We start from the raw sequence: 24808 nt of genomic DNA, 5'->3' as shown, positions 1-24808 counted from the left end.
GAGATTTTGCTAGAATGACTTAACCGTCACCCGAATCTAGGCAAACGCTGGATATTGTTCAACGTTTGGATGAAGGGCTCTCGGTAGATGCAAGAACTGCACAATTTCCATGTCCAGTAGCGACCGGAATAGATCAGTTTTCCCGCAATTTTAATCAACTTGTTACGTAACGTCTCCATACGGCTTGGCTTTAGTTTCTCGGGTAAGCATAGGCGGCGAAACCAGTTGTTGAAGTTGTAAGCTAACATGGCCAATTGCAGTTTAACTGCATTCGATTCAAAATTTGTACTGCTCATCTTGTCGCAAGCAAACCCGTTTTTAGCTTCCTTAATAAAGTTTTCCATATGCCCACGTTGAAAGTAAAACCGGATCACGTTGCAGGGCTGCAATGTCATGTTCGTGACAATAAACGTGAACTGAAAGTGCAGTTCACCGGCTAGACGTTCCATCTTAACAACCACACGGCGAGTTCGACTCCACTTGTCCGCTTTATATTGAAATTCCCGGTAATGGACTTGGCGCTCATGCAACTTTTTCGGGTTTAACAATGGATTCGCCATAGCCTGTGCCGCTGATTGCAGGCGGGCGTTGGATTTCAAGCGAATAGCGTATTTATGGCCCTTTGTTTCCGTCAGTTCAAACAGTCCCGGAAGGGCGAAGCCACTGTCGCCGCGCAGGACGATCAAGGCATCCGGCGCATACGACTCGTATCGCGTGAGAATCGGTCCCATGAAACGTACGGCTTGACGAGAGGTATAGACGTTGCCGGCGCGAAGTTCAGCACCGAGACAATCACCCGTCAGCCCATCAAAACAAAACAGCGGATGAAATCCGTTCTGCTGATAGTGGGCATTGTAATTCGCTCCATGTTGCTCACCGTAAGCGGCAAAGCCGGAAGAATCCAGATCCATGACGAATTGGTCTCTGGCCTCGAGCGTATAGACGCGACCTTGAAGCACGCCGTTTATGCGTTCTAAAGACTTAGCGGTATCCATAGTCGCTTTGTCATTAAATCGGGAAATCGTTGGCTGTGAGGCCAAGCGCTCTTTCCCCATCATAGCGGTCAGCAATGGTTCTACGCTGAGGTCATCCGCATGATCGTCGGTGTGATACCCTGCAAGATGTTGATACATCTTTTGAAGAACGACATCGGAATTGGGATGGTCTCGGTGGTGAACGGAGTCTTGCACGACGAGCATCTCTTTAACGGCTTCGGAAAGACCGAGTTTGTGATCGAATTCTTTGTATAATAGCAAGCCTGCGTCCGAGGTCAGATCGCCGCCTTCAAAATTCACTTTCATTCGGGGGTTGAAGTTCATGCCGTACTCTTGTAAACTTGCCATAGAAGAGTCTCCCTTTGGTGTGATTGGTTTCGTCACCTTTAACACTACCAAAGTAAGGGCTCTTTTTCCATGTTTTCTCTTCACCTTTTAAGTGAAGCATTAATTTCCTGCATTCCCTTGCTGTTACTGGTCTGACGGCGTTCTTAGTGTAGCGCTATGAATATTTCAGGATATATATTATAAATCTGAATATAAATTTATTCTCCATATAACATCGCCTTCCTCACCTAAGCTCGATTTGTACGCATTGCCTTAAATTGTTTTATACTTTTATCGTTCATGATTTTTATATATTCATCTGACTCAACAGCATACAGCGCAACTTTGCCCTGTGCGTCATTATGGATACCCCAACCATAGCGCTTGCCCAATGACGATGAACGGAGGCAGGGCTGCCCTTTGGAGAAAAAGTCCTCACGTGCTGCTTTCCTATCCGCTTCTGTTAATTTGTTGCGATGAGCGAATACTTCAAATAACACATCTTCTTGCGTGTATTTGTATGGATGGTTCGATATCATCTCGTACTGTAAAACCGGTATTGTCTTAGAGTCACCCTTAGATTCTGGGATTTCGGCCACTCTAACATGGCAGTTTTCGGCAACTTGAATAAAAGCACCGTAATAATTCATGTCTTTCATGATGCACCTTGGAAAAAACTCATAAATAGATATACACTTAACCCTATCCATGATATTCCGAAGGGAACGGACGACCATGAGGTAATAAATTGATCGTTAAATATGAGCAGTGAACCGACACTCAATATCAGTAAAACTCTGCACCATGACGGTAATAATTTCGATCTCAACAAACTTATATTAAAAAATAATATTCCGAAAATGGTCATTAGAAAGCCAATCGGTTGTGCCGCTTCGTATTGCACGCTCAAGTTCATCGACAAACGGGATATTGTACCAAATAAATAAAGAAAGGAACCGATCAATGAAACGATGAGTGACCATCGTGCAAATTGTACTACGCCCTTAGCCGAAACATACAAGCCGACCAAGCCGATCCCGATGCAAGCCATGCCGTATCCGAACCAAGGCATGAATAATTGGGAATTACGGTATAAATTATAGCCGGGATTACCTGGAGGCAGCATGGATAATTTGAAACCTACACAAAGCCAAATGATACCGCCTAATAATGCCGTCAAGCCCGTGATAAGAAAAACCACCTTTTTCAACAAATTCTCTCACCCTCTACTTTTTTACCATACATAAAACGGAATTCTTAAATTTTATATTCAATACAATCTAGCTATTCCCTTTATTAACTATCCCTTCTACCTGTTTACTTGAATAAACAAAAGAGCTGCCACGTAGGCAACTCCTCAGTTATCATTTCCTGTACCATCATTTCCGTTAGCTGTTTTGTCTATCGAATCAATGTGCGTGCTTCTACTTTGGCTGAATATACCCTTCCGCTTTAAGCAGTTCGGCAATCAGAACAGAGCCACCTGCTGCTCCACGTAATGTATTATGCGATAGTCCTACAAATTTAAAATCGTATATGGCATCCTCGCGCAATCTACCTGCTGAAACCCCCATACCTCGCTCAATGTCACGATCAAGTTTCGTCTGTGGTCTGTTCTCTTCTTCAAAATAAGTTATGAATTGCTTTGGTGCGCTTGGCAGGCCAAGCTCCTGAGGCCGTCCTTTGAATTGCAGCCAGCGATCGAGAATTTCTTCTTTCGAAGGTTTGTTCTCGAACGATGCAAATACCGCAGCCAAATGTCCATCCGTTACTGGAACACGAAAACACTGTGTTGTAATTAATGGTGCGCTGGCTTTTATAATTTCACCATTTACAAGGCTTCCCCAAATGCGCAGCGGCTCATGCTCGCTTTTTTCTTCCTCGCCGCCAATATAAGGGATTACATTATCCAACATATCGGGCCAATCGGTAAAGTTTTTGCCGGCTCCGGAAATCGCCTGATACATCGATGCAACCACTTTTGTTGGTTTGAAATCCAGCAGTGCATGAAGCATTGGCACATAGCTCTGAATCGAACAATTGGGTTTTACGGCAATAAATCCGGTCGAGGTTCCGAGCCTCTTTCTCTGAGCGGCAATCACTTCAATATGCCCGGGATTAATTTCCGGAATGACCATCGGGATGTCAGGCGTCCAACGGTGAGCGGAGTTATTTGATATCACAGGCGTACCCGTTTTTGCGTATTCCTCTTCCAATGCTTGAATTTCTTTCTTTTTCATATCAACGGCACAAAAAATGAAATCGACTTGATTGGCAACCTCTTCCACTTTCGAAGCGTCATGAACAACGAGGTTTTTCACTTCTTCAGGAATCGGGTCAAGCACCTTCCATCTGCCTTGTACAGATTCTTCATAAGTTTTACTCGCCGAACTGGCACTAGCTGCAATCGCTGTTACCTTAAACCACGGATGATGATCTAGTAACTGAACAAACCGCTGTCCAACCATTCCCGTTCCTCCGACAATCCCTACCTTCAGTTTTTCTGTCATTAGATATTCAAATCCTTTCAAAATGGCATGATTAAACAGTCTGATTTGTACCATATGTTGCATGTGAGCTCTATCTTCTTTGCAACAATAAAAAAAATCCCACCCCCAAGACTTGATTCAGTCTTAGGGACGAGATTTGGTATGCTCGTGGTACCACCCCAGATTCGCTAATATGTCGCCATATTAACCTCTTCAAGTACGACATTACAATTAATGCTTATACTCTAGCTCTGTAACAGGAGCTCCTGTCACACCATCCTCCTTTTCACGGGGTTCCGGTGTGCTGCTCTGAGGCTTTTTTCAATAAAAAATTCTTTACTCCTTTTCAGCTAACGGAGCTCTCTGTGAAAGAATCCCTCTATCTACTCTTCTCTTCATCGCATTTAAATATTGTGATTATATTATCAAAAAACCCTTGTGAGGTAAATATAATATTTAAAAATTCGAAAACATTACAAACTTGAACATAACTTCACCTTATGGTTTTTTCCCTGGCTGATAGTAAAGCGAAACTACACCATTCTTAAACGTCTTAGACTTTACAAGCTTGAGATTAACCCTGTCATTAATATTTTCAAACAATGGTTTTCCGCTTCCTAAAACAACGGGACAAACTAAAAGTCGATACTCATCGATTAAGCCAAGATTCGTAAAAGTTTGTACGATGCTGGCACTACCCCATATCATCATATCATTACCAGATTGATGTTTCAGATTTTGGATTTTTTCAGTAATATTGTCTTTAACCACTTTTGCATTATTCCACTTACCCCAAGGGGCAGTTTCCAGTGTCTTTGAAAAAACAATTTTGGGTGTATGATTTATATGTTCAGCTGCGGGGTTAACATCCCCATTCTTGTTTGGCCAGTAACCCGACCAAAGTTCATAAGTCACTCGCCCTAGTAAAAGAGTGTCCACCGTACTTTGTCCATCGATGATTTCTTCTTTCTTCATTTCTTCATCGGGGTTGTTACTAACCCAACTCATGTCTTCATTTAATCCTACTATAAAGCCATCAAGTGTAACATATGACGCTGCAATTACTTTTCTCATTTTTATTTCTCCTTTCTCGGGTTGGATTACCGCACTGCATGACGATCTTAACTTTCCATTATTATAGCAAGTAACATTTTTAATGATTTCTTATCGATTGCTATATTTGAGAACTCGATACTTCAAAAACTTATTTGTAAACCAACAACAAAATGTTGGGTGACAAATAAGTTTTGAAGTACAAGAAACCAACAAATTCAAGGGCTTGCTGGTTTTTCTTATAAAAGTGATTTACAAATAAAGTTTTGAAGTGGTTTTTCTAGCTAAAAATGCTGATTTACAAATAAGTTTTGAAGTACTTTTTACATACATGTATTTATAGATCTCATTAAGCTATCGTACCCGTCCCTCGGTTTTAAGGGGTTTTCTCACGTATGCTCACTCATTCGCAGGATTTCATCACCTTTGGATACAGTGATCGTTAGGGAAGTAAGCTGGTGAGAGCCCGCCGTTACATTTTTGGGCATGCGGGAATAGAAGAAATGGCTGGAGCATTTCCCCAAAGCCTTTTTTTCTACTGCACGCTTCCTCCACCATTTCCCTGGAAGTTCACCATCCCATGGCTCAACGGGTCTAGGCCCTTACATTCCATCGTCATACTTGTCCAAGGTGTGGAGACCGATAGCGTTTAGCGGATGGGTCTGTGCCCTTATCGGATACGAACTTGGTTCTCCGTGCTTTCTTTGTTTGAAATCCTGCGAATGAGTCAATCTACGTGGCTTTCAGATTTCTTATGCAGCGTCTGTAAAAACGGCACTCGCTTTTTCGGGAGAAAACGTTTCTCCCCGCCCAACGATGCCGATCAGTATCCGAGCCAGTTTTCCAAGCAGTTTAAATATCGACTGTTGTTTCTTCATTTTCTTGACTTGAACATTGTTTTCATGCATCTGTCGAAAGACGGGATTCGTTCCCACGAGGGTGATCGTAGCCAGATACATATATTTTCGCAGCTTCGCATCTCCCCGTTTGGAAAGCACGATCTGCCCCTTGCGCTTGCCAGACATGCTTTCGGCCAGATTTAAGCCCGCTTTACGCAATAACTGACGTCCATGGGCATACTGTTTGAGGTCGCCTGCACCGGAGAGAATGGCCGCGATGAAGATCGTGCCGAGGCCTTTGACCGACCGTAGTTGCTTGGCCATAGGAATTTCACCGAGAAGTGCCAACAGTTCCTGTTCCATCTTCTCTAGTGTTTCAACGATACGCTCATACTCTTCCAATAACCGTTCTAAATCCTGCTTCGCTTGAGCGATGAGTTGCGCCGCTTTTTCCATTCCGGTTGAACCGCCCGCTCGCTGCATATGCTCTCTCCAACCGGTGATCACCTCCGATACGGATCGAGATTTTAGATCTAGCGGAGAAGGGAATTCTTTGAGCGTAGCCAAGGATCGTGGGCAGGTCCAATCCTTGAAAACCGACGTGTATTCGGGAAACCGAATGTCCAACCAACGGATGATCCGATTCTGCAATCGGACGCTATGAGTCACCCAAAATTCCCGATCACTCATAACCGTACGCAACCTTTGGAACACGTTTGCCTGTCGAGTGTAATCGTAGTAGTATCCTCGACAGACGACGTCTGCGATGACAAGCGCGTCCTTGGGATCGCTCTTGGATGGACTGTTATCGCGGTTCTCCTTGTTTCGTTTGGTGGTGGCCGGGTTCACCATGACGACGTTAAGGCCTTTATTTGCAAGCCAATTCGCCAAGTTCCACCAATAGTGTCCGGTGGGTTCCATACCGATGATGACGGTCTTCAGTCGGTGCTTTTGTTGTAATTCATCCATCCAACGTTGTAATTTTTCATAGCCTTCAATTGCGTTTTTGAACGTGAGATGTCGCTTGGCAAGAACAATGCCTCGAAAGTTAGTGGCTTGAGCTACATGAATTTCCTTTGCCATGTCGATGCCTACAACAAGCTGAGCGGGGAAATTCGTTCAATCCGTTGATTTTGTCCGTTGATTTGCTTAAACTTCATAATAAGAGCGCCTCCTTTGATGGTGTTGGGTTACAAACCCGTCTACAAACCCATCATACCGAGGTGCTCCTTTTTTGACAAAGGCCATTTCTTAGCCCTTACAGGAATGTTTAGTTTAGTGATGTTCTACACAGAAAGGGCCATCCCGCAAAGGATGGCCTTAAAACTTGCCGTTCAGTTAGCACGCTTTTACTTCAGGACCTATTTTGAATCCTAATGACCAAGGTAGATTTGCTACTGTTCTTATCAGTAACGATGACCCAGCCGCAACAGCCACTATCGAATATTAGTCTTTTTATGAGGACATGTCGGTGGGAGTCGTTTCTTCATTGTGCGAAATGGTGGCAAACGTGCGGACAACCAATCGCATAACGAATTTAATAAGGATCGGCATTGATGAAAGTTCTTGTCCTTATAAAACGTCTTTAAATATTTAATTGCTTGACTGGACTACTCCAGAAAAGCGCTCAGCTAATGATTCTGAAAACGGAAGAATCAGGTTTTTATTCCAATCTGATATTCTATTTTCATGAATCTCAATGAATAAACTCTTTTTTTGAGGCCAATATGTTACCTCAAGAACTCCCGACTTCTTGATAGTGATAAGAACCCTTCATTGTAGAAAGTGTTGTCTTTTGAGTCACATCAAGGTGAAAGTTAGCAATGATCTCTTCAATAGGTTGAACAACAATATCCACATCTAGCTTTTCGGTGATAAAAAAGTGTGGAACCAGTAAAGAAAGTTTGGAACCAGTAAAAAACTCTGGAACCAGTTAAAAAGTGTGGAACCGCTAGAAGAATAAAATGACATCATGGCCGTCCTAATTTTTACTTCAGGACGGTCCAAAATCATTTAGTGAGGTATGATGATGATTTATTAAATTTAAGAAACAGAGAAGTATTAAGTCTGATTAATATTGCTGGTGGATTGCCGGGTTTTTATCCAAAGTGATCACACGAGGTAATTGATGATGTGAAGAGGACAGAGCTTTTGTAAAGAAAACGCTTAGCTGCCGGCATATCACGATTTTCAGATAACATGAAATCAATCGTTTTCCCCATAGAATCAACTGCACGATATAAATACTTCCATTGACCTTTGACTTTGATGTATGTTTCGTCCGTTCGCCACGAATCGTTTGAGGGTTTCAAATAGCTGCGGATTCGTTTATCTATTTCGGGCCCAAACTCATGGACCCATCTCATGATCGTTGTATGGGATATCTTTAAACCCCGCTCGCTCACCATCCCTGACTTCATTATCAATTACGTTATCATGAATTAGAGCTTTGCACCACAACCCTTTAAGGGCCCTCTTTTAAAGGGGGGGTTCATGAAGACGGAAAACTGCAGTCACATACGAATACATAAAGAGGTGGACTTGTTGCCACAGTGTTGAGAATGCTGCAAAGTCAGTGATTTTAGTTGCGTGCTGTTGCATAAAAAACAAAACAAGTGAGGAACCTGAATGAAAAAAATTACGTTCATTTTGTCTATTGCTCTTGCCACAATTTCATTGACGGGACCCCCTGTGTTAGCAGAAGCTTTCACAGACATACCGCATACCAATTCATACCTTCCCTATATTGAAGATTTAAAGCAACTCGATGTCGTCGACGGGATTGGTCAAGGTTTATTTGGCCCTGAACAGACGTTGACCCGTGCTCAGCTTGCAAAATTTTTGGCAGTTGCTTTTCAATTAAAAGATGATGGCAATCCGGTACCGTTTACGGACATCCAAGAACATTGGGCTGCGCCTTATATACGCGCCGCTTATCAAGCGGGGATCATAGACGGCACCTCGGATGCAATCTTTTCACCGGATAAACCCGCTAAACGCCAAGAAGCCTCCGCCATGGTCTGGCGGTATGCCAAAAAAAGCGGACTGTCCCCCGGTCCTGCTCTGAACTTCCGTGAAAAATCCGACAACTGGGCGGTGGAAGCGATTAGCAGTGTGATCGCCCAAGGGTGGTACGGTGCGGACGTTTCGCATAACGATGATGTATGGTCATATCGGCCGCAGGAACTTATGACACGCCAGGAAATGGCCGCATTGCTCGATTTGTCGATGAAGACTGTGCCCGGCAGTCTGAACAAAACTGCGGCGGCTGCAGGAAAACCGAAGTATAATGCCACCTGGCTTTGGAATACCAATTCGCTTCTGCCGAAAAAAGACGAAGTGTTACAGTTTCTCCAGCAAAACAAAATCAACCTCATTTTTCTGCAGATTGATCCTGATATTCCTGCGAATGAATACGGGGATTTTATTTCGAAAGCCGGTACTCTTGGCATTGAGGTTCATGCATTGGGAGGAGCACCCAATTGGATTTTGCTCGAAAACCAGATTAATATGTACAAGCTTCTCGATTGGGTTAAAAACTACAATAAAAAAGCCCAGGCTAATCAACAGTTCAAAGGAATCCATCTAGACGTAGAGCCGTTCGTTATGCCGGTATGGAACCAGAACACCGATACGATGCTTGGGTTATGGACAGATACGGTGAGCGGTTTCGTTGAAGAGATCAAAAAAGATTCCCCTCATTTGATCGTAGGAGCCGATTTACCGGTATGGTTGGAGAAGATCAATGTGCCGGATGGACATGGCGGACGTACTACCTTGTCCGACTGGATGATTCGAGAGCTTGATCAAACTACCCTGATGGCTTATCATGACAATTCGAACGATATTCTCAGCAGTGTCGCGAAAGAAATGGATGAGGCGGATAAAGATGGGAAGTCCATTATTGTCGCTGTGGAAACGAAACCGAGCAACGAAGGGCCCATTACCTTTCATGATAAAGGACAGACGCTAATGATGCAGGAACTCGGGAAAGTAGTCGATACTCTCCAAAGCCGCGCCTCTTTCGTGGGGTATGCCATTCACGATTACGAAAGCTTGACCACCTTGAAGAAGTAAGCTTATACGAATCGTTTTTTTTATGGTTCTGGTGCAAAAAATTTTATGGCCACAATATATAGTGACATAAATTCTGATTTGATTTCAAATTCACACTACATATGGTAGGTAAAAATATTTTTGCACCAGAACCGAATCATTCATGGCCTTTTCTAAATTTTAAGTTTAGAATATAAACATTTAATTTCATACTTTATTCACTCGTTAAAATAGCGGTTTCCCACTTTCTTTACATGGTAAATTCTAGCGGTTCCACACTTTCTTTTTGTCGTCTTTATCACGTACTGCGGCAAGCCCAGTAAAATCAACAAAATTGGTTCCAGACTTTTTTATCACCTGACACTAGCAACTTTACTTCTGACAATTTTGAGTTGATCACTTCATATTTTATCATTAGTGAATTCCTTCCCCACCACTACAACAGAAAGGCCGACCTTTATTGTGCTATCGTTTTCCGTTAGTTGAATATCCAGTTCGTCCAATAATCCCAAGTTTTTGAACGTAAGGTTTTCCCATGTCCTACGCCATCAACCAAGAGGAGTTCAGCTTTCGTCGCCCCGATGGCAATTAGTGATTTATAAAAATACTCAGTATGGTACGAACGAATTGTTTTGTCTTCCTGACCATGAACTTTATCCGGCCCAATTCGATTAGCCAAGCTTCTCCATTGCCCTGACACACATAAGCTGTTATTCTAACTGAGAATTTGGGAGGGGATTATTTAATGGCATATTACGGGCATCACCATGGACATCATTATCCGTATCCCTACTACGGATACGTAGGTTATGGTGGTATATACGGTGGGTACGGAGTACACCACGATCACAGTGGTGGATACGGCGGTGTCCATCATAGAGACGAGGACCAATTACAGATTCATGTTATTGACTCAGTCCCGCCAACAAAACGCGGATTTCGTACGATAAGCCGGAAATGCCCTCAAAATAAGCATTTTTCCATACGCTAAGAACGCATCACAAGAGCAATTGTGTTGTTACGTGCCGAGGTTACGAACAAATGCAGTGACATTGCCTAAACAGCAAGACCCTTGCGGATTGTTGACTTCACAACCACAACGATCAGCTTGAACTTGTTCTCGAATATGGTCAATTGGTTGTTTTTTATCTTGAACTGCCTTTAGACGCTCTCTCGTCCAGCCAAAACAATAACAAACGGGTACATCCAGCGAATCCTCCTTTTGGAAAACCGAGACTTTGAGGGTATCTTTGCTAAAGGTTTGCGTATCACTAAAATAGACAACATCACATGAAGGAGTGGAGCAAAAAGCATATGGTAATTCGGGTTGGAAAATCTCCAATGCAGAAGGTTTAAGCAATGCTTTAAGAGTAACTGGTGGGACGCTTTTTCCATTCTGCCCACAAGAAGGGCAAATATAGATGGTTTTAGGTTTGCTAGATGTTTGACAACAACTCTCCATAAATATCACTCCTATTCAGTGTGCCATCTCGTACTTTCGAAGGATTATTAAGTTTTAGCATAACATTAAAATTGGACATATGTATAAAATCTAGTGTTTTGTTCAGATGTACTATTTCATCACTTTATCGACCTTATCATTATAGTGTATTATCGTTATAATTTTAACAACTAATCCCTTATCAGACCGGGTATCTCTTTTAAGAGGCATCCGGTCTGATTTGTGTGGATGGGAAAATCTGTACATATTGTATCGAATGACAGAAATCGGCAAGAATGAATTACAAAGAAGGGGGGTTCTCACCTTGGATGTATGGGATTCACTGTTACGATCGGTAATGGCTCTTGGCGGGCTGATACTCTGGTCACGGATACTCGGTAAAAAGCTGATTTCCCAAATGACGTTCTTCGATTTCGTTGCCGGAACGACCTTCGGATCAATTGGTGGCAATCTTATGTTCAAAAAAGATGTGCCCCTATGGCTGGGTCTCCTGAGCCTTTCCGCGTTTTCACTTCTTGTTTTGCTGTCGGACTTTATCGCCATGAAATCATCTCGTGGTCGCCGGCTACTCGAAAGCCAGTACACGGTAATCATTGAAAACGGACAAGTGCGTGACGACCTTTTGAAAGGAATCCGACTAAGTGTTCATGAGCTGCTTATGTTGCTACGTAAGAAAGATATTTTTTACCTGGACGAAGTTGAGACTGCGATCTTGGAGACGGATGGGACTATAACTGTATTAAAGAAGGCTCAAGCCCTACCACTTAGTCGGAGCGACATGAATATTCAATCATCATCCAGAGGATTACCAATCCTATGCGTTGTGGAAGGGAACGTACTCGAAGAAAACCTTAAACCAGTCGGAAAGAGCCGAAAATGGTTGCTGAAAGAACTGTATAAACGCGGCGTTCAGCTTGAAAATGTGTTATTCGTGCAGATGGACAGCAAGGGAACTCTCTTTGTTGACCTCCGTGTTACAAGAGAAAGTCAGATGTAAAGATTTCAGATAAGGAGTTAAAGATATGAAAGCCAATCTCTTTTTTATAATGGTTGTTATACAAATAATATTTTGTATGCTGTCTTTCATTAGGTATGCGTTTTTTAACACGGGACAATCTGCTTCAGTCATTTTTTTCGATTGTCTTGCAATAACAATGACTGGAGTGTTGTTAAGTCATTATTTTACGGAACTCAAATCTAATACCGGCGAAGGTATAATTGCTTTAGGATCTTGGTTAGTTCTAATTCTGACGCACAAAAGCATTCAGTTCAAAATAAGTAAATCAAAAAGAAGCAGTAGAAGCCGACTTTAGTCGTTCGCTCACTGCCCCTACATTGAATGTTATTTGATTAAAGTCCGAGGGGGGCTGGAGATCGAACTTATAAAAATGGAAAAAGGACTCAATCTATTCAAATGGAAACATTTTGGGGTGGAAATCATTTTACTAACGGTAAGGTGGTATCTTCTATACCGATTAAGTTAACGTGATTTGGTAGAAATGATGTCTGAACGAGGCATATCAATCTCTCACACAACCATTATGGAGGGCACTGAAATAGTACTGTTTTTGAAAAAACAAAGAAATTAGGGGATTCAAAGATGTCTCCCTAAATGCATAACGAGCCTTAGAAGCGATTCTAGAGGCTCGTTTTTTTCTGCTATTTTATTGTTTTTAAAAAAGTGACTTTTTCAGTGCCCTCTATGAGATGGGTCGATGAATATTCTCTAGAAATAGCCAATAAAGTTCGTCCCCATCTAAAACCTGTGAATGATTCATGGAGGTGCGATGAGACCTATATCAAAGTGAAAGGTCATTGGACCTATCGGTTGTGTTGCAAAAATTAAAAAGGGTAGTCTTAATTATAGATTATAAGAATTTTATGCAGTCAACCCGACAAATTATTGATCCATTGGCTCAGAAATAGCAGGTGTTTTTTCAACCTGCTGTTTTCGTATTGGAACAAGGCGATACCGTCGGGATGCTATGGTTCCCGACAATTCGACGTACCGAAGCGATGCGCGCTGGTTCAAAGATCGTTTTGGCAACGCCATTGAGCAGCACGAGGAACAGCAACATCCACGAGAATGGACGAAAAAGATCATACTTAGTATCAAGACGACCCGAGTAAGGTCGGCGAAGATCATGCTCAACTGCTTGGGAAAACGATCGGTAAGTGGACTGATGAAGACACTCAGGAAAGCAGACGGCATCAACTGTGCAAAGATGACGAGCGCGATCATCAACCAGTCATCGGTTATTCTTATGCCGCAATTTACCTTGGGGAAATGATCCTCAGTCATCTTACTGGGCCTCCTTTTTGCGACAGACATATACGAATGCTGGCGGTACGTTCATGGGAACAAATGTGATCTTTTCGATTTCAAAATGCTTGCTCAATTGCTTTTTCATCTGTAATGAATATTGAAAAGCAATGAACAGTGCCCTAAAATTTCATTTGACTTCAACTTCACACTACATATGGTATGTAAAAATATTTTTGCACCAGAATCGATATCCACGGGACTCGTAATAACTTCGCTCATCCTTATGAGGTTTTTTCGCAAAACCGGTTACTATGAATAAACAAACGAAGTAGAAAATGAGATATAGCGTGGTTTCGTCGACAAACTGAGTCCCCCCCCTTTTCATCACATATCTATCCATTTTGCGGAAAATAATAAAGACAGGAGTTAGTATTATTTTCTTGGACTTCAATTATGTTGGGCAGGGGGTAAGACATGTTTAAACAATTTTATCGAGGAATTGCGACGATGCTTGCGGTAGTGGTTATTTTTACGCTTCCGGAACAACGATTCCCGGCATTTGCCGCAGAGGTTTCCCAGAAAACCATGGTTACCATAAGCGTACGTTCGAGTCAAAGCTCGGAGTTGGAAAGTAGGCTCGATATCGACAGTCCCGAAATCGCTCAAGCATTGAATAATGCTAAAAAGGAGAATGTTACCAACGCCTCCTGTATGACCGATATTTATGTAACCATGCTGCAAGGCAATCAAGAAAAGCGTTTTCGTTTAGAGCAATCGGGAAATTTATGGGATGAATCTGAATTGAAACGGCTTGTACTGCCAAGAAATGTTTCGAGCAAATTGCTGAATTATGCAGATACGTTGAGAAAAAACCATTACGGGAAATTGATTTCATGGGAAGATGCTGAGCATATTGTGTCTCGTAAAAGCATTTTCTCCATAACGGATTTGGAAACGGGTCTTACTTTTCAGGTTCAACGACGGGCGGGAAACGATCATGCGGATGTACAACCACTCACGAAAGAAGACACGAAAATCATGAAACAAATTTATAACGGCCGTTGGAGCTGGAAGCGGAAAGCGATTCTCGTTCATTCGAATCATGAATGGTTAGCTGCATCCATGAATGGCATGCCCCATGGTGGGGATGGTATTCCAGACAATGGTTTTTCAGGACATTTTTGTGTCCATTTCTTTCGTAGCACTACGCATCGATCCAATGATCCTGATCTTGCGCATCAGTTGATGGTGCATAAGGCTGCAGGAAATCTAAGATCGTTTTTCGATTCCGCTTCCCCGCTTATTTTAGCGGAAAGCTTTGTTGAAGCAATGAATCAGCAGGATTCGGAAATACTCCGGCAAGTTTCAGAAGGAATTGCAAAAGAAAAATTCGAGTTTTTCATTCAGGAAATGGAATCGTTGATGTCCATTCGAACCAAAAAACACCGAGGATCGGGGAATACGGACAACACAAACGATTCCGGCTGGGATGAGAACTTATCCGTAGAACTCGAATTGCAGGTTGCTATTCATAAGAAAGGAGATTCGAAACGAAACATCGCATATTTGTTTATTTTCAACCGGAAGTCCAAACAATCGCCTTGGCGCATCGAAGACATTGTGGCGAATGGGGAACAGGGTACTCAAAAAGAAAAGCATGATTCTCAGAATCAAAGTCGTATGTCTGAAGATAACGATGATAATAACGGTGATAGGACACCGATTTCTAATGAATATTTGCGACACGTTATCGTGGGTTGGTCACTCACACTTTATTGGTTAGACTATGCTGCCAATCCAAATAATTGATTGATCATTTCTACCGCTTAAAGGACAGACGAATGATATTTAAGACCCCTTACAATCAGCAATGAAAGCCACCCAATTAAGGTTTGGATGAAACTGTTACCAATTTCAATCCTTTTTTCTTAATTCCAAGGATGATCTCAGGTAGAGAAGCAATCGTCGATTGCCGATCCTCGCAAAGTCCCATAAATTATGATGATAAAGATCCGCTATGGCGCGTTGGCCGTTACAGATATCAATTGTGGAGAGCCCGCTCGCCTTGGTGCTCGACAAGCACGTGCGCCGCGAGTGAGCCGGGTCGTCCCGACGGCGTATGCGGATTCTCAAATTTTTCATCAGAAAACCCATATTCGGGAATGAGCGCCCCAAGACGACGGCGTTATCATCGACGATCTTCTCGGCTGGCGACAGTTTCTTGCTCGGGTCCTTAAACCATGCCTGAAGGCTGCCTATATAGCTGACCACACACCGTAGGGCGAGCGTTTCTAGTCGGCGACGCGGCTCACGTGATGCCGCCTACGGGCGGATTCGGCGGCAACACCGGCATTCATGACGCCCGCGTCCGAAAGCTAACATTAAGACTTAACTGATGCCCTAACATTATACGATCAAGAACAAAATGGACTTTGTGAACAAAAGGTAGCTGAAGTAATTTATAGGGTAACATCTGTCCTACAACTTATTAACCTCGAAAAAGAAACTAAGTCTTCTCAATCTTCTTCCGATAAATTGGTTTGTTCTCAATAATTCTTAACAGGCTTGTCCAGTTCTCCGAGTAAACCAATTATTTATAAATCTATAGTGGTTCCTTTCTGTTCTCCTAATTGGAGATAAGCTTCTTGTCATACCACTGTACTAAATCATACTTAGCGAACGATCCAGAATCCCTCTGATCCACATCCTTGACAGCTATTTGAATAGTACGTCCTCTTAAAAAAATCTACTCTACCTTTTTTTAGTGATTACAAATGTCAAACACTCTGATTTGACGAGAGAGCCCAATTTTTGCAGTTATGAGGTTTCTGTTGAATTGCTGTACGGATTCATAAACATAATGATCGGAGCTGCGGCCAGCCGCAATATGAAATAAATATTTGAAATCCGGGTATGAGGCTTGTTCTAGAAGGTAAGCGGATCGTGTACTATTCGGTTTTCTTATTTTGTTAAGTACAGCTATTATGCCTTCTGCATTGGTTATGCCAATACCATGTCCGTAATAAAGGTTTTCGTCGAATTTAACAACATTCTCACCCCGCCATTCCGGTGTATCGGGGATGAAGTCCGGATTATTAAAATAAAGAATATCTCCCGGATAGCTTTCTCTGCTGCTATTTATGGTGATATACCTAAGATCTTTATCAAGGACCCAGTACCACAAAAGGAGATCCGCAAAATATTGGTTGAATCTATATTCGCCGATGGAATCAAGAACTGCCTTATACAAAACGATGACCATCGCTGTAGAGCACTCAAAAGCATAGAGAGCACCGTTTGTGAAAATATCTCTTATCGCTGTTGAGGGCAAATCACCCCTCTTAAGAGCAAACCCCCCATATGCTGTAAGGTTCCAAAATATAGTGTTGCATCTTGATTTCTTAAAGGAAGCAAATGCTGCTTTGCTCCTTAAGAGTCCATTCGCGGCTTCAAGTATTTTTATTCTTAAATTCAGTTCGAATCTCAACTGTGTAAGCGATTCATATCTGTATACAATCGGGCTTTGATCCTTTCGCATAAAAATGGCACGTTCCATACCCGAAAATAGGGATGGATCTATAGAATTCATTCCTGATACGGTGATCACAATGCTCAGTCATCCTTTCAACTCAGGATAATGTTAACACTTATGTTCACCATATTGTATTCAACCGCACATCTTTCAATGAACGGGCAATCCATTGCAGAGAGTTAACATGTTAAAATTCATCAGATTTCCTCGCTTCTTGTTTTAATTTTCAATCGCTGCTGTTATTGACAATTGCACCTTTGTCAGCCGTGGAGCGAATGGCTTTAATCTCAGCAATCATCGTGAGTCAAACGCCCTTATAATTCACTTTCTATAGTTATCCGTTAGTGAAGTAAATGGTCATTGGCATTGTGCGTGCGTTAAAGGGTAGATTAAGAGGCTAAAATGATCCTGGAGATCCCCCAAGTTGTTGTGTATTCATTCCCGTAGCTTCTTGCATCAGTCTCCAAAAAGAATCGTTTGATCTGAAACCATTTTTTCCTTGAATCTGAATGAATTGCATCCCCCACCGTTCGCATTGGCGAAAAATACTTTCTTCCCGTTTTCATAGAAACTCATATTATACGATATACCAAAATCAATCCGACAGTGATACTCACCATCGGGTACAGGTTTTAAATCCAAAAGAGTATCATAGATTTTTTGTGTCAATAGTGGATTATCTACTTGGTAAAATGGTAGGAGGTTCCTGCTTTACTTGTTGTAATTCACCTATTCTTTCGATAGTTATGCTGGATGGATGAAATTTTGAATTTTTTGCCCAGTTACGTTGTAATGTCGCCCAAACAGTCACACCGAATATTAATAATATGACCAATACAGAAAGGTTCTTAAATTTTCGGTTCATCCTGTCCTCCTCATTATTGCTAATTATTTCTTGCTTTTATAACGAATCCAAACAACTAAATGTTGCCCACATCATCTTAACACTTTTTGTTAACACTCCCGCCCATTACTTCAATAAACGAAAAAGGAGCTACCTCAAGGCAAGCTCCTCAACTCCCTCGTTCTCCGTTAGCGTAACAATGGATTCGTTGTGCCATTCGGCTGTTACCATAAATATTTCACTTTGGGATAAACTTTATAAATCGTTCGATTGCGCCATCAAAAGGAAACTTGTTGTTCTTTACTCGATCTTGTAAGTTATTTAGCTCTTTCCTGCTTCTCCTGATTAATTCTTCTGGATAATTAAATCTAACAGAATTGATTTCAAATTCATCTTCATCAACAACCTTCCAATCACCGTTTCGTTGGATTAGATCTAAGTCTAAATCTACAAATGAAACTGTATTTCCCTTGATCTTCGCAGGTTCGTTAATATTGCAATAGTACTGCTTTATCTTCCCGTCAACTACGTCAGCGCTGACAGTAAACCACAAATCAAATGAAAAAAATTCAATTGTCCAATTATCTACTGTAAATATTTTTTGCTTAGTGTGATGGTTTAATTTTCTTCCGTATTCACCTAACACAAAAATATGAGTTTCGGTTTTTTCTAAAAGCTTTGTTGTCCACTCATAATGTAGGTGATCACCAAATTTCAAAACCTGGATATTGATTTCATCATACATGTCGTCATCCCTTCATTTCCACCAGTAATGATGACCTATGTATTAATGGCACGATGTTGCTCAACTATCGTACCCGTTTAGCTTAATGACCAGTTTCACATGTGCACAAAAGTTGGTGTTTTATGAGCGATTAAAAAAGAAAAGCCTCGGCGGCTGATGGTACGATTCACCATATCACTCTTAGGTTATTTGTTGACGATGTTTAAGTGCAGACAAGGTTAAGGTAAAATGGATGGTGTAGTTATTTTGGTTGCGAGAGCAGGTGGCATATGGCCGTTGAAAATAGCAAAGCAAAAACGATGGGGGCTTTTCTGAAATCCCGCAGGGAACGGCTTCAGCCGGAGGAAGTGGGATTCAGCCACTCTTATGGGCAGCGAAGAACGCCGGGACTGCGGCGGGAAGAAATCGCCATGCTGGCAGGAGTTAGCACAACGTATTATACGTGGCTGGAACAAGGCAGGGAAGTAACGGCTTCGAAGGAGATTATCGAGAATATCGCAAAAGCGCTCCAGTTGACTCCGGACGAGAGCGTGCATTTGTTCCAGCTATGGAATCCCAATGAACCTACTGTCATTCACTCCGTACCATCTGTGCTACATTCGCAGTGGCATAACATTATCGGTCAATTGTCGTATCCTTCGTACATCACCAATGAAAGGTCGGAAGTGCTAGCTTGGAATCAAGCAGCCAATGAGACGCTTGCCGACTTCACTTCTATGCCTGGTGCTGATCGCATCTTGATTCGTTTACTGTTCACGGATCCTGAGATGCGTCGCCGCATGATCAACTGGGAAGAATTTGCGCGCTCTTCGGTTGCTGTGTTCAGAACTTATTATGATAAGTATAAGGGAGATCCTTGGTTTGAGGAGACGGTGGAGCAGCTTCTCGAGAGTAGCATGGAGTTTGGAACGATATGGAGACTGTATGATATTCAGCTCAAGAAAGTCAGTCGGGTTTTCTTGCAGCTGCCTGGAACTGCGAAGCCGGTTCCTTTCGATATTAATTCCCTATCCAGTCTCTCTGACAATCAGGATCTGTATGTATGTATCTATACACCGGTTACGGCAGATGGTATAAAATCTCCGTAAAGTGGCTGTTTGCCACCTGCAGCCTGGTAATTTTCTTACTAGTATAAGCGTACTGTGGTTGCCTCGGTGCAGGTCGGGTAGAATAGGTACATGTTCAACCTACATCATAAACTACTGAAAAGAGGGAATCATACGATGCAAAAAAGAATGCTGGGACGCGAGCTTGAAGTGTCGGCTCTTGGCCTCGGAACGATGATGATGCCAAACAACGAAGAGTCTGTGCACACCATCCAGGGAGCACTGGATCTCGGCGTAACGATGTTCGATACAGCGGATCTTTACGGTGAATACACGCTAGGACGGTTCGGAAGCAATGAGAAACTCGTTGGGCGGGCTCTCAAAGGCCGGCGCGGGGAGGCAATTATAGCGACTAAATTCGGGATTACGCACAGTCAGGGTCCAAAAGGAGATCCAGCTTATATCAAGAAGTCCATCGATGCCAGCCTCTTCAGTCTAGACATTGATTATATCGACCTGTATTATCAGCACCGTCCTGATCCGAATACTCCCATCGAAGAGACGGTCGGAACGCTGGCTGATTTAGTCCAACAAGGGAAGGTACGCTACATCGGATTGTCAGAAGCTCCGGCCGATCTTATACGCCGTGCGCATGCCGTGCATCCAATTGCCGCGGTAGAAACCGAGTATTCGCTTTGGAGCCGGGAAGTGGAGGATGAAGTGCTGCCGGTTCTAAGGGAGCTCGGTATCGGCTTAGTACCTTACAGCCCGCTGGGCCGAGGCTTCCTGACCGGTCAGATCAAGAAGTTTGAGGATTTGCCGGAAGACGATTATCGGCGCTATTACCCAAGATTCCAAGGCGAGAATTTTGTCAAGAACGTAAATGTCGTCACTCTGATAGAAAAGATGGCCGCGCAAAAAGGCTGCACCGCCGCCCAGCTGGGACTGGCATGGCTTTTGGCGCAGGGCGAACAGATCGTTCCGATTCCAGGAACGAAACGACTGGACCGCGTTCAGGAGAACCTCGGTGCTCTGCAGGTTTCCTTGTCAGCAGATGATCTGGCGCAGATCGAACGCATCTCGCCTAAAGGGATTGCCGCAGGCAGTCGTTTCCCGGGCAGTAGTATCTAAACCCCTATACTACAATAGAATAAATATTCTAAATGCATTTGGTGCAGAAAAAAAGGTTTATCCTAAAATCAATCACCGTACTTAGGAGGTCGAATTTATGGTTCACTACAAAGGCAAGCTCGCACTGATCACGCCTCGGTGAAGGACAGGACAAAAGCTTTGCTAGCACAGTAAACGGCCATATACGCTCCCGGTTGAAAAGCAGCCAAGGAAGCCACATTCACGATGATGCCATCTTTCTTCTGCACCATATCAGGTAAAAATTGATGAGTCAATTCAACGAGCGAGGCAATATTAAGCATAATCTCTTCTTGTTCTCGATCGCTGGAGATGTCCTCGAAGCGTCCATAGGTACCGAAGCCTGCATTGTTAATTAGAATATTAACGAACAGGCCGAGGGCGGTAATTTGCTCAGCCAATCGGCGTGCTGCGCCAGGTTTGGATAAATCGCTAGCTAGGGCTTAGGCTTGAATGCCATACTTTTCGGCTAATTCATTAGCCTGTACTTCCAGCTTGTCTTCAGAATAACATGGCTGCCTTTGGCCGCCAATTCCTCGGCATATACCTTGCCGATGCCGGATGAAGCGCCCCGTTTAGTTCAGTCTTTTCTTAGGTTTCGAACTGGTCGATCCCATACTACCAATTCTTAACATGAACATCGCACCGGATTTTTGATGTTAGCCTTGTCCTTGCTCGCTACTCAATAGGTCGTACAATAGACTTGACATAGGAGTGGGAGACTCCACGTGTTGTGATGTTTTTTTAAAGATGCCCACATCCTTCAGCGGGATCTTGTTTTGTGTGAAGAGATGATCTACTTTGTCGACAACCATCTGGCCATATCTCTTATAGATAGGAGCGTTAAACAGCGTTTGGGTTAGCATATCAATCACGGCTTTGGGATCGCCCCCATTCTTCTCGACCATCGCGAGGGCTTCTCTAATTGTGTACACGGCTGAAGTAATCATGAAGTTTCCCACGAGCTTAACTTGATTTGCTGCGCCCACTTCTTCACCGAAGTCGAAAATATTCAATCCTCCCATCGCCTCTAGAATCGGTCTAACGCATTCCTTGGCCTTCTGCGGACCCGCCATGGGGATGGAGAGTTGACGGGCGACCGCTGCCTGTGGGACTCCGAAGATTGGCGCTTCCACCAGGATACTCCCATGCTCTGCGTGAAGAGCTGCAAGCTTCCTTGATGTATCTGGCGATACCGTGCTCATCGAGATGTGAACACCACCCGTACCAAGCTTTTCTAAAAAGCCATCGCTCATGACGATGCTTTCCACAGATGCATCATCCCACAAAATAGTTGCGATAATTCCTCCGGCCGTTACAGCCTCAACCGGCTGGGACGCCAGCCGTGCGCCCTGAGCAACTAGAGATGCTGCTTTACTCGCAGTTCGGTTGTACACCGTGAGAGAATATCCGGCATTAAGGAGATTGGTAGCCATAGGTAATCCTAAATTGCCAAGTCCGATGAATCCGATAGCTTCATTCATAATTTTTAACCCTCCTACAAAAAACTTATATTCAAACATGACGTTGACGACATGTTTGAAGCAAAAAAAATTAATGCTATTCTTTTTCCTTGAACCAGCGCTCGAAGCGTTCGATGTTGGCCTGTAAATCAGTCCGGAATTGCTGTAACCCATCGATCTTCTGGTCAGCCTCTGCGAGATGCTGCCGCAGGATAGCGAGGACTTTCTGTTTAGGTTGTACACCACTTGGGTCAATGAAATAGAGATCAATAACGTCTCTTATTTCTTCCAGACTAAGTCCAAGCTTCTTTAATTGGTCAATTTTTCGGAGGCGGGCAACCGTCTCTTCTGTGTAGTAGTGCTGGCCGTTGCCTTCACGCTCACCTGAAGGTATCAGTCCTATACTCTCGTAATATCGAACAGTGCGGTGAGTTACCCCGGCTCGTTCGGTTAAATCACCTATGCGCATGCGGTCTTTCATTGGTCACCCCTAAACATGACGTTACCGTCGTGTTTATAGAATATCATCTTATGGTGGCATTGTAAAGGGCGTACAAAAGGCCTGTAAATCCGCATTTTGCTGTTGGAGCCCATTCAACCAAGGCTTGAAATGTTTTGCTGCTGATTTATAATACTGTCACTTAATCTCACCTCTTATTTTTTCAATGAAGAAGGGAATTTATGCGTGAACACAATTCAACGATACAAAATACCATTTATTAAGACCTTGCGGAAGGTGTAAGGTTCGCTGGACTACCCCAAGTTGTTATAGGTCACTTTTTATAGCTTTCCTGATTCAACTAAACTGCCCGTTTAGTAAGCGAAGGGGTGCCGCGCGGCCCCCTTTCGATGTTTTCACTATCGTTCTCCGTTAGTGCGTAATGATGACTGCCCAGCGGTACCGTTTTGGAGTTGAACTATCGTTCTCCGTTAGAATTAACACTCGCCATTACTTATGAAAGGTTCAGCGTATCATCGTCAGGTGAAAAGTTAAAGAACACTCTTCTGCTAAAGAGTGTTCTGAATGTTAAATACAAGGTTTTGAACGGGAGAGCAGATGAGAGTTCTCCAGATTTGGTTTTTATCCATTTTTCTTAAGAAAATAGTAGATCGGAATTGCCGCGTATACGGCAATCGAAATATACGGGGAGACGAAGGCGATACCTATTGCGATAATATAAACGAGTAAATGCAGCCAAGTATTCTTAAATGCAAACGCATCCGGACTAGCGGTAAACGGATGATCGGCATTCTTTCTCAAAATATGGTGGTACAGACAATAATAAGTCGCCCCGCTGAACAGACCAATTACACCATACAAAATAGAAGGGAAATGAAGGCTCGGATATTCACCCATGAGCGCCGTTGGGTAAGGGACGAAAGCGATAAACATCAGAAAAATGCCGTTCAGAAAAATCGTTTTGCGATCTATGTGTTTGACTGCATGAAACAATTGATGATGAGACATCCACCAAACGGTTAGAACCAAAAAACTAATAATATAGCTAAGAACTACAGGCAAATTGAGGATAAAATCCTTTACGAGCACCCAATCTCCTTCGGCTGATTCGATCTTCGGAACTTTAAATTCAAGGATTAGAATGGTCATCACGATCGCTATGACGCCGTCGCTCAGAGCCTCAAGCCGGGTCTTGGTCATCAGGAGTTAGCGATAACGCTATAATGCTTCATCTCTAAGATCGCATTGAAGAAGGGTTTAACCAATGCAAAGAAATACTGAAAATCCGGTCCCGTTCGAAAGCCTTGCATATGTCCCTCCAACGAGTCCCATTCTATTCTGACAATGAAATTGTTAGGTTCTTCAATGCCCTTTATGACTTCGTAGGACAAACAATGCGTAGAGCGGTTTAAATATGTCCCAGCCTCTTTATAAGCCTTAATGAAAAGCTCAGCTGATTCTGGCGCTATGCCATACCGAATGATTTCCACTACCATGGGGTATCCTCCTCCATAAAATTTTTTCCTGGGTTGCATTCGACGATCCATTATTGCCTCTCTTAAGTCAGACTAGTGCATTTCCGCCGATTGACTTGAATTATACAAGATGGAGCTGCAGCATACAATGCGGCACATTTTTGTTCGTAGACGTCGCCATGTTTGCAGTCTATCCGTCTGACACCTTCAACGAGCTCACTTGCAAGTCGAATTCGCGCATTCGCTGTTTGCACCATTTACACGTTCACGATGACATCTCAGATTTTTCGAATTGAGCTAAAATTTCTTCCATTAGTCCCTTTTCGTCTGCCTGCAGTTTTTTCACAAAAGGTATAGTGAGGTCCGTTTCAGGTTCATGTTTGATGGCCCATCGCATGAACTCAAAAAGGATTGGTAACAAATCAAGTGCCTTTTGCGTAGGCGAATAAAGATATTGTTTTTTATTTGTTGGATCATTGGATTTGGTAATGATGTGTAATTTCTCGAGCCTGACGAGCCGTTCGGCCAAAATATTGGTTGATATTTTCTCTTTTGAGTTTAGAAAATCTTGATATCTTCTTTTCCCCCGAATGACCCCCGTTTAGAG

Annotated in this window: 23 protein-coding genes, 6 pseudogenes and 1 other annotated feature; of the genes and pseudogenes, 9 read left to right on the top strand and 20 right to left on the bottom strand. The window is 43.0% G+C overall.

Going from position 1 to position 24808, the window contains the following annotated elements; all coding sequences use genetic code 11:
- Positions 1-26: 26 nt before the first annotated feature.
- From BLV33_RS22455 to BLV33_RS22425, 7 genes and pseudogenes are all read right to left on the bottom strand, one after another.
- Positions 27-1343: an IS1380 family transposase gene (locus BLV33_RS22455; RefSeq protein ID WP_090792618.1), complete on the bottom strand. Its 1317-nt coding sequence runs from the start codon at positions 1341-1343 to the stop codon at positions 27-29.
- Positions 1344-1570: 227 nt separating this feature from the next.
- A complete protein-coding gene (locus BLV33_RS22450; RefSeq protein ID WP_090797177.1) occupies positions 1571-1981 on the bottom strand; it encodes a DUF6157 family protein in 411 nt (136 codons plus the stop codon).
- Complete coding sequence (locus BLV33_RS22445) at positions 1978-2532, bottom strand: hypothetical protein (protein WP_139305807.1); 555 nt, start codon at positions 2530-2532, stop codon at positions 1978-1980. Before BLV33_RS22445 ends, BLV33_RS22450 begins: the two co-directional genes overlap by 4 nt.
- A 214-nt stretch (positions 2533-2746) precedes the next feature.
- The gene (asd, locus tag BLV33_RS22440; protein ID WP_090799152.1) at positions 2747-3832 is read right to left on the bottom strand and encodes an aspartate-semialdehyde dehydrogenase; all 1086 of its coding nucleotides are present in this window, start codon (positions 3830-3832) and stop codon (positions 2747-2749) included.
- Positions 3833-3954: 122 nt separating this feature from the next.
- Positions 3955-4219 (bottom strand) — a binding site (T-box leader).
- A 90-nt stretch (positions 4220-4309) separates the two neighbouring features.
- On the bottom strand, positions 4310-4885 hold the full coding sequence (locus tag BLV33_RS22435) for a dihydrofolate reductase family protein (protein WP_090797170.1): 576 nt from the start codon (positions 4883-4885) through the stop codon (positions 4310-4312).
- Between the two features lie 731 nt (positions 4886-5616).
- Positions 5617-6863: pseudogene (locus BLV33_RS22430) on the bottom strand (IS110 family transposase).
- 932 nt (positions 6864-7795) lie between these two features.
- Positions 7796-8111, bottom strand: a pseudogene (locus BLV33_RS22425) (IS6 family transposase); the annotation flags it as partial.
- Between the two features lie 220 nt (positions 8112-8331).
- Between BLV33_RS22425 and BLV33_RS22420 the strand changes: the two are divergent.
- Positions 8332-9780 carry an S-layer homology domain-containing protein gene (locus BLV33_RS22420; RefSeq protein ID WP_090797166.1) on the top strand — a complete coding sequence of 483 codons (1449 nt, stop codon included), beginning with the start codon at positions 8332-8334 and terminating at the stop codon, positions 9778-9780.
- Positions 9781-10237: 457 nt separating this feature from the next.
- On the opposite strand, the gene BLV33_RS22415 is transcribed toward BLV33_RS22420, so the two are convergent.
- Positions 10238-10438 carry a hypothetical protein gene (locus BLV33_RS22415; RefSeq protein ID WP_090797162.1) on the bottom strand — a complete coding sequence of 67 codons (201 nt, stop codon included), beginning with the start codon at positions 10436-10438 and terminating at the stop codon, positions 10238-10240.
- Positions 10439-10504: 66 nt separating this feature from the next.
- Here BLV33_RS22415 and BLV33_RS28950 point away from each other — a divergent pair, with 66 nt between their 5' ends.
- A complete protein-coding gene (locus BLV33_RS28950) occupies positions 10505-10750 on the top strand; it encodes a hypothetical protein (RefSeq protein ID WP_139305806.1) in 246 nt (81 codons plus the stop codon).
- Between the two features lie 27 nt (positions 10751-10777).
- Here BLV33_RS28950 and BLV33_RS22410 read toward each other — a convergent pair whose 3' ends face one another.
- A complete protein-coding gene (locus BLV33_RS22410; protein ID WP_090797159.1) occupies positions 10778-11221 on the bottom strand; it encodes a putative iron-sulfur cluster-binding metallochaperone in 444 nt (147 codons plus the stop codon).
- Between the two features lie 304 nt (positions 11222-11525).
- On the opposite strand from BLV33_RS22410, the gene BLV33_RS22405 reads away from it, so the two are divergent.
- From BLV33_RS22405 to BLV33_RS30235, 3 genes and pseudogenes are all read left to right on the top strand, one after another.
- Positions 11526-12218, top strand: coding sequence for a DUF421 domain-containing protein (locus tag BLV33_RS22405; protein WP_171909253.1), 693 nt, complete (start codon positions 11526-11528; stop codon positions 12216-12218).
- A 391-nt stretch (positions 12219-12609) separates the two neighbouring features.
- Positions 12610-12765: pseudogene (locus BLV33_RS22395) on the top strand (IS6 family transposase); the annotation flags it as partial.
- Between the two features lie 158 nt (positions 12766-12923).
- Positions 12924-13046, top strand: a pseudogene (locus tag BLV33_RS30235) (IS6 family transposase); the annotation flags it as partial.
- A gap of 75 nt (positions 13047-13121) precedes the next feature.
- Here the strand turns inward: BLV33_RS30235 and BLV33_RS28945 are convergent.
- Together BLV33_RS28945 and BLV33_RS30230 are read right to left on the bottom strand one after the other, a co-directional pair.
- The gene (locus BLV33_RS28945; RefSeq protein ID WP_139305804.1) at positions 13122-13523 is read right to left on the bottom strand and encodes an MFS transporter; all 402 of its coding nucleotides are present in this window, start codon (positions 13521-13523) and stop codon (positions 13122-13124) included.
- Between the two features lies 1 nt (position 13524).
- Positions 13525-13662 (bottom strand): annotated as a pseudogene (locus tag BLV33_RS30230) (phospholipid methyltransferase); the annotation flags it as partial.
- A 299-nt stretch (positions 13663-13961) separates the two neighbouring features.
- On the opposite strand from BLV33_RS30230, the gene BLV33_RS22380 reads away from it, so the two are divergent.
- Positions 13962-15296 carry a hypothetical protein gene (locus BLV33_RS22380; RefSeq protein ID WP_090797146.1) on the top strand — a complete coding sequence of 445 codons (1335 nt, stop codon included), beginning with the start codon at positions 13962-13964 and terminating at the stop codon, positions 15294-15296.
- A 473-nt stretch (positions 15297-15769) separates the two neighbouring features.
- Positions 15770-15850, top strand: a pseudogene (locus BLV33_RS28940) (FAD-dependent monooxygenase); the annotation flags it as partial.
- Positions 15851-16248: 398 nt separating this feature from the next.
- On the opposite strand, the gene BLV33_RS22370 reads toward BLV33_RS28940, so the two are convergent.
- The 3 genes from BLV33_RS22370 to BLV33_RS22360 form a co-directional block, all read right to left on the bottom strand.
- Entirely contained in the window at positions 16249-17076 is an 828-nt protein-coding gene (locus BLV33_RS22370) for a protein-glutamine gamma-glutamyltransferase (protein ID WP_366414861.1), read from the bottom strand.
- A 619-nt stretch (positions 17077-17695) separates the two neighbouring features.
- Positions 17696-17884 carry a hypothetical protein gene (locus tag BLV33_RS22365; RefSeq protein WP_090797139.1) on the bottom strand — a complete coding sequence of 63 codons (189 nt, stop codon included), beginning with the start codon at positions 17882-17884 and terminating at the stop codon, positions 17696-17698.
- A 217-nt stretch (positions 17885-18101) separates the two neighbouring features.
- Positions 18102-18608 (bottom strand): DUF402 domain-containing protein, encoded by a 507-nt coding sequence (locus BLV33_RS22360; RefSeq protein WP_090797135.1) that lies wholly within the window; start codon positions 18606-18608, stop codon positions 18102-18104.
- A 269-nt stretch (positions 18609-18877) separates the two neighbouring features.
- On the opposite strand from BLV33_RS22360, the gene BLV33_RS22355 reads away from it, so the two are divergent.
- A complete protein-coding gene (locus BLV33_RS22355) occupies positions 18878-19696 on the top strand; it encodes a helix-turn-helix transcriptional regulator (RefSeq protein WP_090797131.1) in 819 nt (272 codons plus the stop codon).
- 135 nt (positions 19697-19831) lie between these two features.
- Positions 19832-20785: an aldo/keto reductase gene (locus BLV33_RS22350; RefSeq protein WP_090797128.1), complete on the top strand. Its 954-nt coding sequence runs from the start codon at positions 19832-19834 to the stop codon at positions 20783-20785.
- Positions 20786-20913: 128 nt separating this feature from the next.
- Here the strand turns inward: BLV33_RS22350 and BLV33_RS22345 are convergent, their stop codons facing one another.
- From BLV33_RS22345 to BLV33_RS30885, 6 genes are all read right to left on the bottom strand, one after another.
- Entirely contained in the window at positions 20914-21204 is a 291-nt protein-coding gene (locus BLV33_RS22345) for an SDR family NAD(P)-dependent oxidoreductase (protein WP_253187138.1), read from the bottom strand.
- A 258-nt stretch (positions 21205-21462) separates the two neighbouring features.
- Positions 21463-22287, bottom strand: coding sequence for an NAD(P)-dependent oxidoreductase (locus BLV33_RS22340; RefSeq protein WP_090797125.1), 825 nt, complete (start codon positions 22285-22287; stop codon positions 21463-21465).
- Positions 22288-22363: 76 nt separating this feature from the next.
- Positions 22364-22747: a MerR family transcriptional regulator gene (locus BLV33_RS22335; RefSeq protein ID WP_090797122.1), complete on the bottom strand. Its 384-nt coding sequence runs from the start codon at positions 22745-22747 to the stop codon at positions 22364-22366.
- A 600-nt stretch (positions 22748-23347) separates the two neighbouring features.
- Positions 23348-23926, bottom strand: a complete 579-nt coding sequence (locus tag BLV33_RS22330) for a TMEM175 family protein (RefSeq protein ID WP_090797118.1) — start codon at positions 23924-23926, stop codon at positions 23348-23350.
- Entirely contained in the window at positions 23926-24222 is a 297-nt protein-coding gene (locus tag BLV33_RS22325; protein WP_090797115.1) for an antibiotic biosynthesis monooxygenase family protein, read from the bottom strand. Before BLV33_RS22325 ends, BLV33_RS22330 begins: the two co-directional genes overlap by 1 nt.
- A 244-nt stretch (positions 24223-24466) precedes the next feature.
- Positions 24467-24793: a winged helix-turn-helix transcriptional regulator gene (locus tag BLV33_RS30885; protein WP_090797111.1), complete on the bottom strand. Its 327-nt coding sequence runs from the start codon at positions 24791-24793 to the stop codon at positions 24467-24469.
- Between the last annotated feature and the right edge of the window lie 15 nt (positions 24794-24808).

The organism is Paenibacillus sp. GP183 (assembly GCF_900104695.1).
Lineage (GTDB): Bacteria > Bacillota > Bacilli > Paenibacillales > NBRC-103111 > Paenibacillus_AI.
This window is presented reverse-complemented; position numbering and strand designations above follow the sequence as displayed.

Excerpts from the sequence above, each read along its gene's own strand:
- BLV33_RS22455 (WP_090792618.1), bottom strand. The coding sequence starts at position 1,343 with ATGGCAAGTTTACAAGAGTACGGCATGAACTTCAACCCCCGAATGAAA.
- BLV33_RS22450 (WP_090797177.1), bottom strand. The coding sequence starts at position 1,981 with ATGAAAGACATGAATTATTACGGTGCTTTTATTCAAGTTGCCGAAAAC.
- asd (WP_090799152.1), bottom strand. The coding sequence starts at position 3,832 with ATGACAGAAAAACTGAAGGTAGGGATTGTCGGAGGAACGGGAATGGTT.
- BLV33_RS22435 (WP_090797170.1), bottom strand. The coding sequence starts at position 4,885 with ATGAGAAAAGTAATTGCAGCGTCATATGTTACACTTGATGGCTTTATA.
- BLV33_RS22420 (WP_090797166.1), top strand. The coding sequence starts at position 8,332 with ATGAAAAAAATTACGTTCATTTTGTCTATTGCTCTTGCCACAATTTCA.
- BLV33_RS28950 (WP_139305806.1), top strand. The coding sequence starts at position 10,505 with ATGGCATATTACGGGCATCACCATGGACATCATTATCCGTATCCCTAC.
- BLV33_RS22410 (WP_090797159.1), bottom strand. The coding sequence starts at position 11,221 with ATGGAGAGTTGTTGTCAAACATCTAGCAAACCTAAAACCATCTATATT.
- BLV33_RS28945 (WP_139305804.1), bottom strand. The coding sequence starts at position 13,523 with ATGACTGAGGATCATTTCCCCAAGGTAAATTGCGGCATAAGAATAACC.
- BLV33_RS22380 (WP_090797146.1), top strand. The coding sequence starts at position 13,962 with ATGTTTAAACAATTTTATCGAGGAATTGCGACGATGCTTGCGGTAGTG.
- BLV33_RS22370 (WP_366414861.1), bottom strand. The coding sequence starts at position 17,076 with ATGAATTCTATAGATCCATCCCTATTTTCGGGTATGGAACGTGCCATT.
- BLV33_RS22365 (WP_090797139.1), bottom strand. The coding sequence starts at position 17,884 with ATGAACCGAAAATTTAAGAACCTTTCTGTATTGGTCATATTATTAATA.
- BLV33_RS22360 (WP_090797135.1), bottom strand. The coding sequence starts at position 18,608 with ATGTATGATGAAATCAATATCCAGGTTTTGAAATTTGGTGATCACCTA.
- BLV33_RS22355 (WP_090797131.1), top strand. The coding sequence starts at position 18,878 with ATGGCCGTTGAAAATAGCAAAGCAAAAACGATGGGGGCTTTTCTGAAA.
- BLV33_RS22350 (WP_090797128.1), top strand. The coding sequence starts at position 19,832 with ATGCAAAAAAGAATGCTGGGACGCGAGCTTGAAGTGTCGGCTCTTGGC.
- BLV33_RS22340 (WP_090797125.1), bottom strand. The coding sequence starts at position 22,287 with ATGAATGAAGCTATCGGATTCATCGGACTTGGCAATTTAGGATTACCT.
- BLV33_RS22335 (WP_090797122.1), bottom strand. The coding sequence starts at position 22,747 with ATGAAAGACCGCATGCGCATAGGTGATTTAACCGAACGAGCCGGGGTA.
- BLV33_RS22330 (WP_090797118.1), bottom strand. The coding sequence starts at position 23,926 with ATGACCAAGACCCGGCTTGAGGCTCTGAGCGACGGCGTCATAGCGATC.
- BLV33_RS22325 (WP_090797115.1), bottom strand. The coding sequence starts at position 24,222 with ATGGTAGTGGAAATCATTCGGTATGGCATAGCGCCAGAATCAGCTGAG.